At 70.4% G+C, this 14,119-nt stretch carries 16 protein-coding genes; 12 read left to right on the top strand and 4 right to left on the bottom strand.

From position 1 onward, the window contains the following. Positions 1–22 precede the first annotated feature (22 nt). From ETP66_RS09320 to ETP66_RS09340, 5 genes are all read left to right on the top strand, one after another. Positions 23–2,278 carry a secretin N-terminal domain-containing protein gene (locus ETP66_RS09320; protein WP_130842361.1) on the top strand — a complete coding sequence of 752 codons (2,256 nt, stop codon included), beginning with the start codon at positions 23–25 and terminating at the stop codon, positions 2,276–2,278. Positions 2,279–2,340: 62 nt separating this feature from the next. Beyond that, on the top strand, positions 2,341–2,997 hold the full coding sequence (locus ETP66_RS09325; RefSeq protein ID WP_130842362.1) for a DUF1640 domain-containing protein: 657 nt from the start codon (positions 2,341–2,343) through the stop codon (positions 2,995–2,997). A 29-nt stretch (positions 2,998–3,026) separates the two neighbouring features. Beyond that, positions 3,027–4,178 carry a chorismate synthase gene (gene aroC / locus ETP66_RS09330; protein ID WP_130842363.1) on the top strand — a complete coding sequence of 384 codons (1,152 nt, stop codon included), beginning with the start codon at positions 3,027–3,029 and terminating at the stop codon, positions 4,176–4,178. Positions 4,179–4,193: 15 nt separating this feature from the next. Then, complete coding sequence (locus ETP66_RS09335; protein ID WP_130842364.1) at positions 4,194–4,748, top strand: shikimate kinase; 555 nt, start codon at positions 4,194–4,196, stop codon at positions 4,746–4,748. After that, positions 4,726–5,775 (top strand): 3-dehydroquinate synthase, encoded by a 1,050-nt coding sequence (locus ETP66_RS09340; RefSeq protein WP_130842365.1) that lies wholly within the window; start codon positions 4,726–4,728, stop codon positions 5,773–5,775. The genes ETP66_RS09335 and ETP66_RS09340 overlap by 23 nt, the downstream gene beginning before the upstream one ends. Here ETP66_RS09340 and rsmF read toward each other — a convergent pair. Next, positions 5,772–7,139 (bottom strand): 16S rRNA (cytosine(1407)-C(5))-methyltransferase RsmF, encoded by a 1,368-nt coding sequence (gene rsmF, locus ETP66_RS09345; protein WP_130842366.1) that lies wholly within the window; start codon positions 7,137–7,139, stop codon positions 5,772–5,774. The two genes, ETP66_RS09340 and rsmF, sit on opposite strands and share 4 nt — an antisense overlap. Positions 7,140–7,248: 109 nt before the next feature. On the opposite strand from rsmF, the gene ETP66_RS09350 reads away from it, so the two are divergent. Further along, positions 7,249–7,614 (top strand): 4'-phosphopantetheinyl transferase superfamily protein, encoded by a 366-nt coding sequence (locus ETP66_RS09350; RefSeq protein ID WP_130842367.1) that lies wholly within the window; start codon positions 7,249–7,251, stop codon positions 7,612–7,614. Here ETP66_RS09350 and ETP66_RS09355 read toward each other — a convergent pair. Beyond that, positions 7,604–8,179, bottom strand: a complete 576-nt coding sequence (locus ETP66_RS09355; protein ID WP_130842368.1) for a lysophospholipid acyltransferase family protein — start codon at positions 8,177–8,179, stop codon at positions 7,604–7,606. The two genes, ETP66_RS09350 and ETP66_RS09355, sit on opposite strands and share 11 nt — an antisense overlap. A 79-nt stretch (positions 8,180–8,258) precedes the next feature. Here ETP66_RS09355 and der point away from each other — a divergent pair, with 79 nt between their 5' ends. Next, positions 8,259–9,557 (top strand): ribosome biogenesis GTPase Der, encoded by a 1,299-nt coding sequence (gene der, locus ETP66_RS09360; RefSeq protein ID WP_130842369.1) that lies wholly within the window; start codon positions 8,259–8,261, stop codon positions 9,555–9,557. 20 nt (positions 9,558–9,577) lie between these two features. Here the strand turns inward: der and ETP66_RS09365 are convergent, their stop codons facing one another. Further along, positions 9,578–10,450: a putative Ig domain-containing protein gene (locus ETP66_RS09365; RefSeq protein WP_130842370.1), complete on the bottom strand. Its 873-nt coding sequence runs from the start codon at positions 10,448–10,450 to the stop codon at positions 9,578–9,580. Positions 10,451–10,480: 30 nt separating this feature from the next. On the opposite strand from ETP66_RS09365, the gene dcd reads away from it, so the two are divergent. From dcd to trmH, 5 genes are read left to right on the top strand one after another with little or no spacing between them, the layout of a single operon-like run. Then, a complete protein-coding gene (gene dcd / locus ETP66_RS09370) occupies positions 10,481–11,026 on the top strand; it encodes a dCTP deaminase (RefSeq protein ID WP_130842371.1) in 546 nt (181 codons plus the stop codon). A 3-nt stretch (positions 11,027–11,029) separates the two neighbouring features. Next, positions 11,030–11,635 carry a peptidylprolyl isomerase gene (locus tag ETP66_RS09375; protein WP_130842372.1) on the top strand — a complete coding sequence of 202 codons (606 nt, stop codon included), beginning with the start codon at positions 11,030–11,032 and terminating at the stop codon, positions 11,633–11,635. Continuing rightward, positions 11,632–12,711 (top strand): ATP phosphoribosyltransferase regulatory subunit, encoded by a 1,080-nt coding sequence (locus tag ETP66_RS09380; RefSeq protein WP_130842373.1) that lies wholly within the window; start codon positions 11,632–11,634, stop codon positions 12,709–12,711. The genes ETP66_RS09375 and ETP66_RS09380 overlap by 4 nt, the downstream gene beginning before the upstream one ends. Continuing rightward, entirely contained in the window at positions 12,708–13,331 is a 624-nt protein-coding gene (gene hisG, locus ETP66_RS09385; protein WP_130842374.1) for an ATP phosphoribosyltransferase, read from the top strand. Before ETP66_RS09380 ends, hisG begins: the two co-directional genes overlap by 4 nt. Then, positions 13,315–13,890 (top strand): tRNA (guanosine(18)-2'-O)-methyltransferase TrmH, encoded by a 576-nt coding sequence (gene trmH, locus ETP66_RS09390; RefSeq protein ID WP_130842375.1) that lies wholly within the window; start codon positions 13,315–13,317, stop codon positions 13,888–13,890. Before hisG ends, trmH begins: the two co-directional genes overlap by 17 nt. Here trmH and ETP66_RS09395 read toward each other — a convergent pair. After that, positions 13,880–14,119 carry a hypothetical protein gene (locus tag ETP66_RS09395; protein WP_130842376.1) on the bottom strand — a complete coding sequence of 80 codons (240 nt, stop codon included), beginning with the start codon at positions 14,117–14,119 and terminating at the stop codon, positions 13,880–13,882. The two genes, trmH and ETP66_RS09395, sit on opposite strands and share 11 nt — an antisense overlap.

Genomic DNA, 14,119 nt, shown 5'->3' on the forward strand with positions numbered 1-14,119 from the left:
GCGCTTTATTAGGAAAACCCTTATGAAGTCCCTGGCATGGGCCCTGGTGGCCCTCAGCCTCACCGCCCTGGCGGGAAGCCTCCCCCAGGACCCCCGTTTTGAGGCCAGGGTCGACCTCAAGGTCTCGGAGAGCCAGGTGCGGGCGGGCCTCACCCTCCCCCTGGACGTGGTCCTCGAGGCCCTGGCCCGGAGCGTGGGCCTCCAGCCCCTCATCTACCGGGCCTACGACCCCACGGGCGACCCCGCCCGGGCCGAGCCTCCCCTGCCCAACGTGAAGCTGGACTTCCAGGGCAAGCCCTTCCGTGAGGTCTGGGACCTCCTCTTCGCCACCTACGGCACCCAGTTTGGGCTGGACTACCTCTTCCTGCCCCCCGATGTGGTGGTGGTGGCCCCCACCCAGGTGATCACCGCCCTGGTGGACGCCCCGAGCCGGGTGGGCGCGGCGGAGCGCAGGCCCTACATCGTGGGCATCCCCGAGATCACCTACCGGCGCACGGAAACCGACCCCCAGGGCCAGCCCCGTACCGTGGTCAACATCGACGGGGCTAAGGCCTGGGTGCAAAACGACCTCCTCCCCTTCCTCTCCCGAGAGGCCGCGGGCCTTAGCGTGAACTGGATCGTGGTGGAGGAGGGGGGAAGGCTCAGGGCCATCCTCTCCGTCCTGGCCACGGGCGAGCAGCACACCCGCTTCTCCGACATCCTCCGGCGGGCAGGGATCGACTTCCGCCCCCTCCCTCCCCTGGTGGAGCCCAGGCCCCGGGTGGAGCGGCTTTACGCCCTCAACCACGCCACCTTCCCCGAACTCCTGGCCTTTCTCCAGGCCCAGGTGCCCGGGGCCCAGATCGGCGTCCTCCCCACCGACCCCAAACGGGCCCTGGTCCTCGCTACCCTGGAGGACCACGCCCGCCTGGAGGCCCTCCTCCAAACCGCCGACGTCCCCAAAACCCCCGTACGCGTGCGCCGGGTCTACGCCCTGCAAAACCTCACCTTCGCCGAGGCCCAGGAGCGCCTGCGGCCCCTTTTGGAACGGGAGCTCCCCGAAAGCCGTCTGGAAAGCGTCCCAGGAAACCCCCGGGCCCTCCTCCTAGAGGCTACCGAGGCGGACCACGCCCTTTTCGGCGAAATCCTTAGGGCGGCGGACGTCCCCCCCCAGGTGGCCCCTCCCCCACAGGAGGCCGCGGTACGGCGGCTTTTCCCCCTGCGCTTCGCCGACGCTGAGCGGGTGGCCCCCTTCCTGGCCCGGGAGGTGCCGGGGATCGTGGTGCAGACCGTGCCGGGGCAGCCCGTCCTCTCCGTGCGGGGCACGGAAAGGCAGCTCGCCGAGGTGGAAAGCCTCCTCGCCCAGATCGACCGGGCCCCCGAGCAGGGCCCGCCCGTGTTCCAGCGGGCCTACCAGCTCTCCAACGCCAAGGCCGCCGACCTCGCCAAGGTGCTTCAGGAGGCCCTCCTGGCCCGCCAGCCCCAGGCCGAGGGCCAGGGCGCACCCCGGGTGCGCCCGGCCACGGTGGTGGCTGACGAGCGCACCAACACCCTGATCGTCACCGGCACCCAGGAGGACTTGAGCCTGGTGGAGGGCCTCATCCCCCGGCTGGACCAGCCGGTGCCCCAGGTGGCCTTACGGGTGCGGATCCAGGAGGTGCAGGCCAACGTGACCCAAAACCTGGGCCTCAAGTGGAACACCATCGCCGGGGGAAACGTGGTGGCCAGCATCTTGGACACCGGGCTTTCCCTCATCTTCGACAGCACCCGTAGCCTCGCCGCCCTGAACATCCTGGCCACCCTCGAGGCCCTCCAGCGCCAGGGGCTTTCCCGGGCCCTAAGGGACGTGAACCAGACCGTCCTCAACAACCAGACCGCCCGCCTGCAGTCCGGGGAGACCTTCCTCATCCGCCGGGTGGTGGGGGACCGGGTGGAAAGGGTACCCTTCGACATCGGCATCATCGTGGAGGTCACCCCCCAGGTCACCGCCGACGGGCAGATCCTCCTCAGGATCCAGGCCGAGGTCTCCGGCAACGTGCAGCGCAACCCCGTGGACGGGGACGTGGACCGCTTCACCAAGCAGGTGGTGACCACCACCCTGCGGGTGCAGGACGGGCAGACGGTGATCCTGGGGGGGCTCACCGCCCAGGAGACCACCCAGGTGCAGCAGGGGGTGCCCCTCCTCATGGACATCCCCCTGATCGGGGAGCTCTTCAAGCAGCGCACGGCGGAGAACGTGGACCGGGAGCTTCTGGTGGTGATCACCGCCGACATCCTCAGGGAAACCGCAAGCCGCTAGGTACCCCTCGCGGCCCGGGGCCTCCCCTTGGGGGCCAGGGGCCCGTGCTATCCTAAGCCCAGATGACCGCTGAGGAACGGCTGTACAAGCTGGAGGGCATCGTGGAGGGGGTCATGGCCACCCTTCCCGGGCGCATGACCGCCCTGGAGAACCGCATGACCTCCCTGGAAAGCCGCATGGACCTCCTGCGGCAGGAGCTGAAGGAGGAAGTGAAGGCCCTCGAGGGCAAGCTCGCCCAGGAGATGGCCCGCCTGCGCCAGGAGTTGAAGGGCGAGCTCTCCGCCCTGGAGGCCAAACAGGCCCAGCAGATGGCCGGCCTGCGCCAGGAGCTGAAGGGCGAGCTCTCCGCCCTGGAGGCCAAACAGGCCCAGCAGATGGCCGGCCTGCGCCAGGAGCTGAAGGGCGAGCTCTCCGCCCTGGAGGCCAAACAGGCCCAGCAGATGGCCGGCCTGCGCCAGGAGCTGAAGGGCGAGCTCTCCGCCCTGGAGGCCAAACAGGCCCAGCAGATGGCCGGCCTGCGCCAGGAGCTGAAGGGCGAGCTCTCCGCCCTGGAGGCCAAACAGGCCCAGCAGATGGCCGGCCTGCGCCAGGAGCTGAAGGGCGAGCTCTCCGCCCTGCGCCAGGAGCTGAAGGGAGACATCGGCGCCGCCTTCAACCGCATGATGGTTTACCTCACCGCCCTGGCCGCCGTCCTGGCCCTGCTCACCTTTCTGCGGTAATCCCCGGAAAACTGGCCTACAATGGGCCCATGAGGTTCCTGACCGCAGGCGAGTCCCACGGGCCCGAGCTCCTCGCCATCATCGAAGGGCTGCCCGCGGGGCTACCCCTCACCGAGGAGGACATCAACCCCTGGCTGGAGCGGCGCCAGAAGGGTTACGGGCGGGGCCGCCGCATGGTGATCGAAACCGACCGGGTGGAGTTCCGCGCCGGCGTCAGGGCCGGGCGCACCACCGGGGCCCCGGTGGCCCTGGCCATCCGGAACGCCGACCACCGGAACTGGGTGGAGGTCATGGACCCGGCCCCGGGAAATGAGCCCAGGAAAAGGGCCCTCACCGCCCCCCGCCCCGGCCACGCGGACCTCGCCGGGGGGATCAAGTACGGGCACAAGGACCTCCGGGACGTGCTAGAAAGGGCCAGCGCCCGGGAGACCGCCATGCGGGTGGCGGTGGGGGCGGTGGCCCTGAAGCTCCTCGCCCTCCTGGGGGTGGAGGGGGTGGGGTACGTGCCGGGGATGGCGGGGGTGTGGGCCCGGGTGCCCTTCTCCTGGGACCTGGTCCCCCGCATTGAGGAAAGCCCCCTGCGCATGACCGACCCCGAGGCCGAGGCCGAGGCCATCCGCCGCATCGACCAGGCCAAGGCGGAAGGGGACACCCTGGGGGGGGTGATCGAGGCCCGCTTCCGCGGCCTGGTGCCGGGCCTGGGGAGCCACGTCCACTGGGACCGGAAGCTGGATGGCCGCCTGGCCCAGATGGCCCTCTCCATCCCCGCGGTCAAGGGGGTGGAGATCGGCCCCGCCTTCGAGAACGCCATGCGCCGGGGCTCCGAGGTGCACGACGCCATCTACTGGAGCCCCGAAGGGGGCTTTTACCGCAAGACCAACCGGGCCGGAGGGCTGGAGGGGGGGATGACCACGGGAGAAGAGCTGGTGGTGCGGGCCGCCCTCAAGCCCATCGCCACCCTCATGCGGCCCCTCCCCACCGTGGACGTGGTGAGCCACGAGGCCAAAGACGCTGCCCGGGAGCGCTCGGACACCACCGCCGTCCCCGCGGCCAGCGTCATCCTCTGCGCCCTTTCCGCCATCGTCCTGGCCCAGGCCTACCTGGAGAAGTTCGGAGGGGACACCCTCGAGGAACTCCAGGAGCGGGTGGAGCGCTACCGGGTCCGCGCCCTCGCCTACTAGGCGTAGGATGACCCCATGACCCGCCTCGAGGTGCCCCGCCCCGCCACCTTCGTGAGCCTCACCGGCTTCATGGGGGTGGGGAAAAGCCGCATCGGGAGGGAGCTTGCTCGGGCCCTCCTGCTCCACTTCATCGACCTGGACCGCTACATCGAGCGCCGCACCGGCCTCTCCATCCCCGACGTCTTCCGCCACCTGGGGGAGGAGGCCTTCCGGCGCATGGAAAAGGAGGCGGTGCGGGAACTCATCGCCAAGGACTTCCTGGTCCTCTCCCTGGGCGGGGGCACCTTCGTGGACCCGGAAAACCGGGCCCTGCTCCTCGCCAGGGGCCCCGTGGTGGCCCTCTGGGCTAGCCCAAAGACCATCCTGGAGCGGGCCACCCGCAGGCCGGGGGAGCGTCCCCTCCTCCAGGTGGAAAACCCCCTGGAGCGCATAAGGACCCTCCTGGAAGCCCGGGAAGCCATCTACCGGGAAGCCCACGTGCACGTGTCCACGGATGGAAGACGGGTGGAGGAGGTGGTGGAGGAGATCCTGGAGAAGCTCTGGAGCCATGCAGAGGCTAAGCGTCCGTAAACCCATCCCCTACCCCATCCTTATCGGGGAAGGGGTGCTGGCCCAGGTGGGGGCGCCCAAAGGCCCCAAGGCCCTCCTCTACGACCGCAAGGTGGAGGGCTTCGCCCTGGAGGTGGCGGAGGCCCTGGGGGCACCCCACCGCCTGGGACTGGAAGGGGGGGAAGGGGTGAAGACCTTGGAGGTCTACGGCCAGGTCCTCTCCTTCCTGGCGGAAGGGGGCTTACCCCGGAACGCCACCCTGCTGGTGGTGGGCGGGGGGACCCTCACCGACCTGGGGGGATTTGTGGCCGCCACCTACCTCAGGGGCGTGCCCTACCTTGCCTTCCCCACCACCACGCTGAGCGTGGTGGACGCCGGCGTGGGGGGCAAGACCGGCCTCAACCTCCCCCAGGGGAAGAACCTGGTGGGGGCCTTCCACTTCCCCCAAGGGGTTTACGCGGAGCTACGGACTCTCCGGACCCTTCCCCCCTTGGCCTTCAAGGAGGGGCTGGTGGAGGCCTTCAAGCACGGGCTCATCTCCGGGGACGAGGACCTCCTGTGGGTGGAAGACCTCACCCCGGAAAGCCCCCGGCTGGAGGCCTACCTGGCCCGGGCGGTGGCGGTGAAGGTGGGCGTCACCGAGCGGGACCCCCTGGAACGGGGGGAACGCCGGCTTTTGAACCTGGGCCACACCCTGGCCCACGCCCTGGAAGCGGCCACCCACCACGCCCTTCCCCACGGGGCGGCGGTGGCCTACGGCCTCCTCTACGCCGCCCTGTTGGGCCGGGCCCTGGGGGGGGAGGACCTGGTCCCCCTGGTCCAGGGCCTCCTCCGCTGGCTGGCCCCGCCCCCCTTGCCCCGGCTGGCCTGGGAGGACCTCCTCCCTTACCTGGCCCGGGACAAGAAGAAGGTCTCGGAACGCCTCCACTGGGTGGTGCCCTTGGCCCCAGGGCGCCTCGAGGTCCGCCCCCTGCCGGAAGCCCTCCTCCGGGAAGCCTACGGGGCGTGGCAGGCCGAGCTGGAGGCGGCGGGGCTCGCCCCCCCCTAAAGCCCCAGGCCCACGGGCCGCAGGACCCCCCCCTTGGCCTTGGCGAAGTCCAGGGGGAACTCCCCGAGGGGGGTTTTCAAGACCGCCAGGGCCAGGGGCAGGTCCTCCCCCTCCCACCCCACCCCCTCCCCCGTGGCGAAGGCCAGGGCCCGGGGGTCTTCCGGCGGCAGGGAAACCTGGGGGAGCCTGGGCCAGGGCAGGCCCGCCCCGAAGGCCAGGGCCAGGGCCTTGCCCGGGCGGAAGCGGCCCTTTTGCACCCGGCCCAGGTAGAGCCCAGGGGCAGGGGCCTTGAGGCCTGAGAGGGAGGGCATCCCCTCCGGCAGGAGGTAGAGGTGGCCGGCCCGCTCCAAGACGGGGCCCTCCAGGCCGAGCCCCGCCCCTTCCAGGAAGGCGGCGAGGGCCCTTCTGGCCTCGAGGCCCAAGGGGGGCACCCGCTCCTTGGGGGGCGTGCCCCACACCCCCCCCTCCCGGCGGAACCGGGCCAGGAAGTGCCCTTCCCCGCGGAGGCGGTGGGGCCAGAGGCGGGCGGTCTTCCTGAGCTCGGGGTTCCCGTCCCCCCACTCCGGCACCCCGGGGGCAAAGAGGGGGTGAAAGCGGGCCTCCTCCAGGTGGAACTCCGGGTGGGCCTTGAGGAAGTGGGCCACCACCCCCTCGTTCTCCTCGGGGGCAAAGGTGCAGGTGGCGTAGACCAGGACCCCTCCGGGCCCCACCAGGCGGGCGGCCTGGGCCAGGAGGGCCTTCTGCACCCCGCTGGCCCTCTCCGGAGCCTTGGGGCCCCAGTGGCGAACGGCCTCGGGGTCCTTGCGGAACATCCCCTCCCCGGAGCAGGGGGCATCCAGGAGCACCCGGTGGAAATAGGGGCCGAAGGCTTCCGCCAGGGCCCGGGGCGGGGCCTGGAGCACCCCTATGGGGGTCCCCCAGCGCTCCACGTTCTCCAACAGGCCCCGCACCCGCTTGCCGTCCACCTCGTTGGCGAGCAAAAGCCCCTGCCCCCCCATGCGGGCGGCGAGGTGGGTGGTCTTCCCCCCGGGGGCGGCGGCCAGGTCCAAAACCCGCTCCCCGGGCTTGGGGTCCAGGAGGGCTCCCACCGCCTGGGCGCTGGGCTCCTGGATGTAGTAGAGCCCGGCGTAGAAGAAGGGGTGGGGGCCGGGCCGGGCCTCGGGGGGGTAGTGGAAGCCCTCCTCGCACCAGGGGATGGGCTCCAGGGGCCAGGGGGAAAGGCGCAAGAAGGCTTCCGGGGAAAGCTTCAGGGTGTTCACCCTCAGGCCAAAGGCCCGCTCCCCTTCCGTGAGGGCTTTGAGGAAGGCCGGGAACTCCTCCCCCAAAAGGGCCGCCATGCGGGTGAGGAAGGCCTTGGGCAGCACCCGAGCACCCTAGCACGGGAAAGGGCCGGGCCTCAAGGGAGGGGGTCCGTGGCCTTGTGGCCCCCGCCGCGGCGGGGGCTTAGAATGGCCCCGTGAAGGAGGCGGCGCCATGATCCTGGCCCTGGGCGCCGACCTGGTGGAGATCGCCCGGGTGCGCAGGCTCCTCGCCCGCCGCGGGGAGAGGGTTCTGCAGCGCCTGTTTGTGGAGGAGGAGGTGGCCTACGCCCTCCGCCACCAGGACCCGGCCCCCAGCCTCGCCGCCCGCCTGGCCGCCAAGGAGGCCTTCCAGAAGTGCTGGCCGGAGAGCCTCTCCTGGAAGGAGGTCTGGGTGGGGATGGCGGGGAGAAGGCCCTTCCTCCGCTTTGCCCCCCGGGTGGAGGAGCAGATGCGGGCGAGGGGGCTTTGGGCCCACCTCTCCCTCAGCCACGAGCGGGGCCACGCCCTGGCGGTGGTGGTCCTGGAGCTCAGGCCCTAGCCTCCTCCACCTCTTCCCGCAAGCGGACGGGTCCTTGCTTTTCCGGCCTGAGCCCCACCTTGTCCCCGTAGAAGGCGCGGATGGCGGCAAAGTCCCGCCTTAAGTCCCCCGTGGGCCAGAGGTAGCCCCCGATGCCCACCTCCTTGCGCCGGAAGTCGGCGTAGCCCAGGGCGATGGGCACCCCGGCCCCCAGGGCCATGTAGTAAAACCCCGTGCGCCAGTAGGGGGCCTTTCCTCGGGTGCCCTCGGGGGTGATGAGGATGGCGATCTCCTCCTCCCGCTGAAAGATGGCCGCCACCCCTTCCACCAGGTTGTTCCTGCGGGAGCGGTCCACGGGAATACCCCCCAGGAGACGGAGGAGCCAGCCCAAGGGGGGGCGGAAGAGCTCCTTCTTGCCCAGCCACCGGGCGCGGATGCCCAGGGCCCAAAGGGCCAGTAACCCCACCGCGAAGTCCCAGTTGGAGGTATGGGGGGCCCCGACGAGCACGTACTTCTTACTGGGGGGAGGCGGCATGTGGTACCGCCAGCCCAGCCCGCGAAGAACCCAGCCTGCGAGGGCGCGCATAACCCCGCCAGTATACCCCCTGTGGTACACTGGGGGAAGCCGGGGTGGGGCCAGCCCACCCCGCTTTGCTGGGGTGAGGATGCACAGGGTCGTGATCGTGGGCCGGCCCAACGTGGGCAAGTCCAGCCTCTTCAACCGCCTTCTTGGGAAAAGGAGCGCGGTGGTGGCCGACGTGCCCGGGGTCACCCGCGACCTCAAGGAGGGGGTGGTGGAAACGGACCGGGGCCGCTTCCTCCTGGTGGACACCGGGGGGCTCTGGTCCGGAGATAGGTGGGAGGGGAAGATCCGGGAGAAGGTGGACCGGGCCCTGGAGGACGCGGAGGTGGTCCTCTTCGCCGTGGACGGCCGCGCCGAGCTCACCCAGGCGGACCTCGAGGTGGCGGAGTACCTGCGCAAAAAGGGCAAGCCCGTGGTCCTGGTGGCCACCAAGGTGGACGATCCCGGGCACGAGCCCTACCTGGGTCCCCTCTACGCCCTGGGCTTCGGCGACCCCATCCCCACCTCCAGCGCCCATGCCCGGGGGCTGGAGGACCTCCTGGAGGCCATCTGGGAGAAGCTCCCCGTGCGGCACATCGAGTCCGGGCCCGAGGTGGCGGCCATCCGGCTGGCCCTGGTAGGGCGGCCCAACGCGGGGAAGAGCAGCCTCCTCAACGCCCTCCTGGGGGAGGAGCGGGTGATCGTCTCCGAGGAGCCCGGCACCACCCGGGACGCCATCGACGTGCGCTTCTCCTTCCGCGGCCAGGACTTCGTCCTGGTGGACACCGCAGGCATCCGCAAGCGCCCCGAGACCCTGGTGGAGGAGCTGGCCATAAGGCGGAGCCTAAGGGCCATCGAGGAGGCGGACGTGGTCCTCCTGGTGGTGGACCCCTTCCAGGTGGGGGACCGGGAGCTGAAGCTGGCCAACCACGCCCTGGGGGCGGGCAAGCCGGTACTGCTCGCCGTCAGCAAGTGGGACCGGGTGGCTAAGGAAGAGGCCCCCAAGGTGCGGCGGGAGCTCAAGGCGAAGCTCGCCCACCTGGAGCACCTGCCCCGGGTGTTCACCTCGGCCCTCACCAGGCAAAACCTGGACAGGCTCCTCACCGAGGCGGCGCGGCTTTACGAACTCAACCACACCCGCATCCCCACCGCTGAGCTCAACCGCTGGCTTTCCGTGTGGACGGCCAGGGTCCAGCTCCCCAACTTCAAGGGCAAGCCCCTGAAGCTCCTTTACGCCACCCAGCCGGAGGTGGCCCCGCCCACCTTCGTCCTCTTCGTGAACCACCCGGAGTTCGTCACCCGGTCCTTTGAGAACTACCTCAAAAACCGCATCGGCGAGGACCTGGGCCTAAAGGAAGTGCCCTTCCGCCTGGTCTTCCGCGGGCGGCGGGAGGAGGGATAGGGCCACCTTCCGGCCCCGCCTCAGGGGGAACGGTCCTCCCCCTGGGGGGGCAGGAGGGGCGGGGGCTGGGCGCTGGGGAAGTACCCCCGGGCCAGGAGCTCCAGGTCGGCCCGGTCCACCCGGCCGTCCCCGTTCAGGTCCTCCCGCAGTTCCCGGCCCTCCCGGCCCCAGGCCTGGGCCAGGCCGAGGAGGTCGGCGAAGGGCCGCCCCCGGGGCAGGGGCTCCCCCAGAGGCCTCCCTTCCCGGTCGTAGAGGACCACCCGGGGGGTGAACCGGGGGACGAGGGGCCTTTGGGGGGTGAGAAGGAGGCGGAAGGCCTCCTGGTCCCGCACCGGCCTGGGGAAGGCCAGGTCCAGGCGGAGGAGGCCGGTGGTGGGGTCGTAGTCCAGGAGGTGGACGGGGCTCGCCGCCCGCAGGCTCCCCAGGTCGGGGACCAGGTCCACGAGGCGGAGCTCCAGCTGGAAGCCCAAGGCCTCCCGCACCTCCACCCGCCCCAGGAGGAGGAAGGGGCCCTCCACCTGGGCCGGGGGGGCTACCAGGGTGAGCCGGGGTGGGGGCGGGTCGCTGACGGTGAGGGTGAGCCGCTGGACGCGGCTGTTCTTGGCCCCGTCCTCCACGGTGAGGGTGAGGGGGAACTGGCCCCTCTCCCTGGGTACCCCAGCGATCCGCCCCCCCTGGAAGGCGAGGCCCTGGGGAAGCCTCCCCTCGAGGCGGAAGGTGTAGGGCCGCACGCCGCCTTCGGCGCTGAAGGCTGCACTGTAGCTTTCCCCCAGGTAGGCGGGGGGAAGGCTGGTGCTGGTGAGGCGCAGGGGCTCCATCCCCGCCCCCGTGGGGTCCTGGGTGCCGCAGGCGGCGAGGAGGGGCAGTAAGAGGAGGGACCAGGGCTTCCGCATAGGGCCAGTCTAGCGGGTATAGTTGAAGGCATGATTAAGCCGGACTGGTGGATCCGGGAGATGGCCCAAAAGGGCATGATCGAGCCCTTCGAGGAGCGCCTGGTCAGGGAGGGGGTGATCAGCTACGGGCTTTCCAGCTTCGGCTACGACCTCCGGGCCGCCCCCGAGTGGAAGATCTTCACCAACGTCTTCTCCACCGTGGTGGACCCCAAGAACTTCGACGAAAGGAGCTTCGTGGAGTACCAGGGCGAAGAGGTCATCATCCCCCCCAACTCCTTCGCCCTCACCCGGAGCGTGGAGTACCTCCGCATCCCGGAAAACGTCATCGCCATCGCCCTGGGCAAGAGCACCTACGCCCGGTGCGGCATCGTGGCCAACGTGACCCCCCTGGAGCCGGGCTGGGAGGGGCACGTCACCCTGGAGATCTCCAACACCACCCCTCTCCCGGCCAAGGTCTACGCGGGGGAGGGGATCGTGCAGATCGTCTTCCTGGAAGGCCCCAGGCCCGAGGTCACCTACCGGGACCGCCGGGGCAAGTACCAGGGGCAAAGGGGCATCACCCTGCCCCGGGTGTAGGCTATAGGGGTGCGCGCGCTTCTCCTCGGCCTCTTGGTCCTCCTCGGCGCCTGCAGAGGTGAGAGCATGAAGCCCCTTCCCTACCTTGCGGAAACCCCGGTGCGCTCCTTCCGGGCCCCGGAGGTGGTCCTGGAACCGGGCAGGGACTACTACGCCCGCATCCGGACCACCCAGGGGGAGATCCTCCTGGACCTCCTGGAGGAGGCGGCCCCCAACACGGTGAACTCCTTCGTCTTCCTGGCCCTCCACCGCTACTTCGAGGGGGTAGTGTGGCACCGGGTGATCCCCGGCTTCGTGGCCCAGACCGGGGACCCCACGGGCACCGGCACCGGAGGCCCGGGCTACACCTTCGGGCTGGAGATCGCCCCGGGGCTGGCCTTCGACCGGGAGGGGATGGTGGGCATGGCTCGCACCCAGGACCCCAACTCCAACGGGAGCCAGTTCTTCATCACCTTAGGCCCCACCCCCCACCTCACGGGGCAGTACACCCTCTTCGCGCGGGTGGTGCGGGGGATGGAGGCGGTAAGGCGCCTAAGGCCCACGGAGGGCCCGGGGGCCACCGGGGAGCGGGACAAGATCCTCAGCGTGGAGATCCTGGTCAAGGAATGATCCCCGAAGGCACCCGCTTCCTCCTCCCCCCGGAGGCCCGGCTCAAGGCCGAGCTCCTGGGGAGGCTAAGGGAGCTTTTCCTGCGCCACGGCTACGAGCCCGTGGAGCTTCCCGCCCTGGAGAGCTACGACCCCGCCCACCCCCTGGCGCAAAGGGCCTTCAAGCTGGTGGACCGAACGGGGGAAGTACTGGCCCTAAGGAGCGAGTTCACCACCCTCCTGGCCAAGCTCTTAAGGCCCCACCTGGGGGAAGGGGTCCGCCGCTTCCAGTACGCGGGGGCCCTATGGCTTAGGGAAGGGGACGCGGAGCTCGGGCGCTTACGGGAGTACACCCAGGTGGGCCTGGAGCTCATCGGGGCCACGGGGCCTTTGGCGGACGCGGAGGTCTTGCACCTGGCCTTCGCCGCCCTCGAGGCCCTGGGCCTGGAGGGGGTGGTGGAGGTGGGCCTGCCCAGCCTGGTGGGGGAGGTGCTCAAGGCCTCGGGCCTTCCCGAAGAGGCACAAAAGGAGGCGCAACGGGCCATCCACCGCAAGAACCTGCCCGAGCTCAGCGAGCTCCTCGCCCGCCACCCCCTGACCGAGGAGGCCCGGAAAACCCTCCTGGCCCTCCCCGACCTCTACGGGGAGGCGGAGGTGCTGGCCGAGGCCAAGGGCCTTCCCCTTCCCCCCAGGGCGCGCAAGGCCCTGGAGGACCTGGAAACGACCTTGGCGCTCCTGGAGAGGCCCGTCCTCCTGGACCTGGGCCTGGCCCGGCGCTACGAGTACTACTCCGGCATCTTCTTCCGCGCCTACACCCCGGGGTTCGGCCTGCCCCTCCTGGGCGGGGGGCGGTACGACGGGGCGCTTCTGCCCCGGGCGGCGGGCTTCGCCCTGGGGGTGGAACGGGCCCTGGAGGCCCTGAGGCCGCCCCAGAAGGAGGAGGCCCCCGAGGTTCTAGCCCTGGACCTGAAAGCCCTTCGCCGCCTGGCCGGGGAGAGGCGGGTGGAGCTTTTCCACGGGGAAGACCCCCTGGGCTACGCCAGGAGGCGGGGCATCCCCTACCTGGCCCAGGGGGAAAGGCTCTGGAGGGTGGAGTGAGGCGCTACCTCCTCACCGTGGCCCTGCCCAAGGGGCGGATGTTCCAGGAGGCCTACGGGGCCCTGAAGGGGGCGGGGCTGGACCTGCCCCCCGTGGAGGGCGAGCGGGCCCTCCTCCACGGGAAGGAAGGGGGGATCGCCCTCCTGGAGCTCCGCAACCAGGACGTGCCCGTCTACGTGGACCTGGGGATCGCCGAGCTGGGGGTGGTGGGCAAGGACATCCTCCTGGACTCGGGTCGGGACCTCTTCGAGCCCGTGGACCTGGGCTTCGGCGCCTGCCGGCTTTCCCTCATAAGGCGCCCCGGGGACACCTCCCCCATCCGCCGCATCGCCACCAAGTACCCCCTCTTCACCGCCCGCCTCCTCAAAGAGCGGGGCTGGGTGGCGGACGTGGTGGAGCTTTCGGGGAACATCGAGCTGGCCGCGGTCACCGGCCTGGCGGACGCGGTGGTGGACGTGGTGCAGACCGGGGCCACCCTCAGGGCGGCGGGCCTCGTGGAGGTGGAGGTCCTGGCCCACTCCACCGCCCGGCTCATCGTGAACCGGCAGGCCCTGAAGCTCAAGCGCTGGCTTTTGAAGCCCCTCATCGCTAAGCTGAGAGGCCGTGACGGAGGCCCGTAGGCGCCGGATCGAGGAGGTCTTAAGGAGGCGGCAGCCCGACCTCACCGTCCTCCTGGAGAACGTGCACAAGCCCCACAACCTCTCGGCCATCCTCCGGAGCTGCGATGCGGTGGGGGTCCTCGAGGCCCACGCGGTGAACCCCACAGGGGGCGTGCCCACCTTCAACGAGACCAGCGGGGGAAGCCACAAATGGGTTTACCTGCGGGTGCACTCCGACATCCAAACGGCCATCGGTCACTTGAGGGAGCTGGGTTTTCGGATCTACGCCACCGCCCTGTGGGAGGATGCCCAAGACTTCCGGGAGGTGGACTACACCGGGCCCACCGCCCTCCTCCTGGGGGCGGAGAAGTGGGGGGTCTCGGAGGAGGCCCTGGCCCTGGCCGACGGCGCCATCCAGGTGCCCATGTTCGGCATGGTCCAGAGCCTGAACGTCTCCGTGGCCGCGGCGGTGATCCTCTTTGAGGCCCAAAGGCAAAGGCTAAAGGCGGGGCTTTACGAGAAGCCCCGCCTGGACCCCGAGCTTTACCAGAAGGTGCTGGAAGACTGGCTCAGGAAGTGAGGAGGGCCTCCTCTTCCAAAAGCTCCTCCAAGGCCTTGGCCTTCACCGCCAAAACGGAAACCAAGACCTGGAGCTCTCCCAGAAGCTCCTCGTCCTCAGGGCTCGCCTTGGCCCTCCTCCAGAGGGTGCGAAACTCCTCCGCCGCCCGGTCCAGCTCCTCCAGAAGCACTTCCCGTACCTCCCGCAAGCGCTCCCTGCGGACCTCCTTGCGCAATCCCGGCCTGGGCAT

Source organism: Thermus thermamylovorans, from assembly GCF_004307015.1.
Lineage (GTDB): Bacteria > Deinococcota > Deinococci > Deinococcales > Thermaceae > Thermus > Thermus thermamylovorans.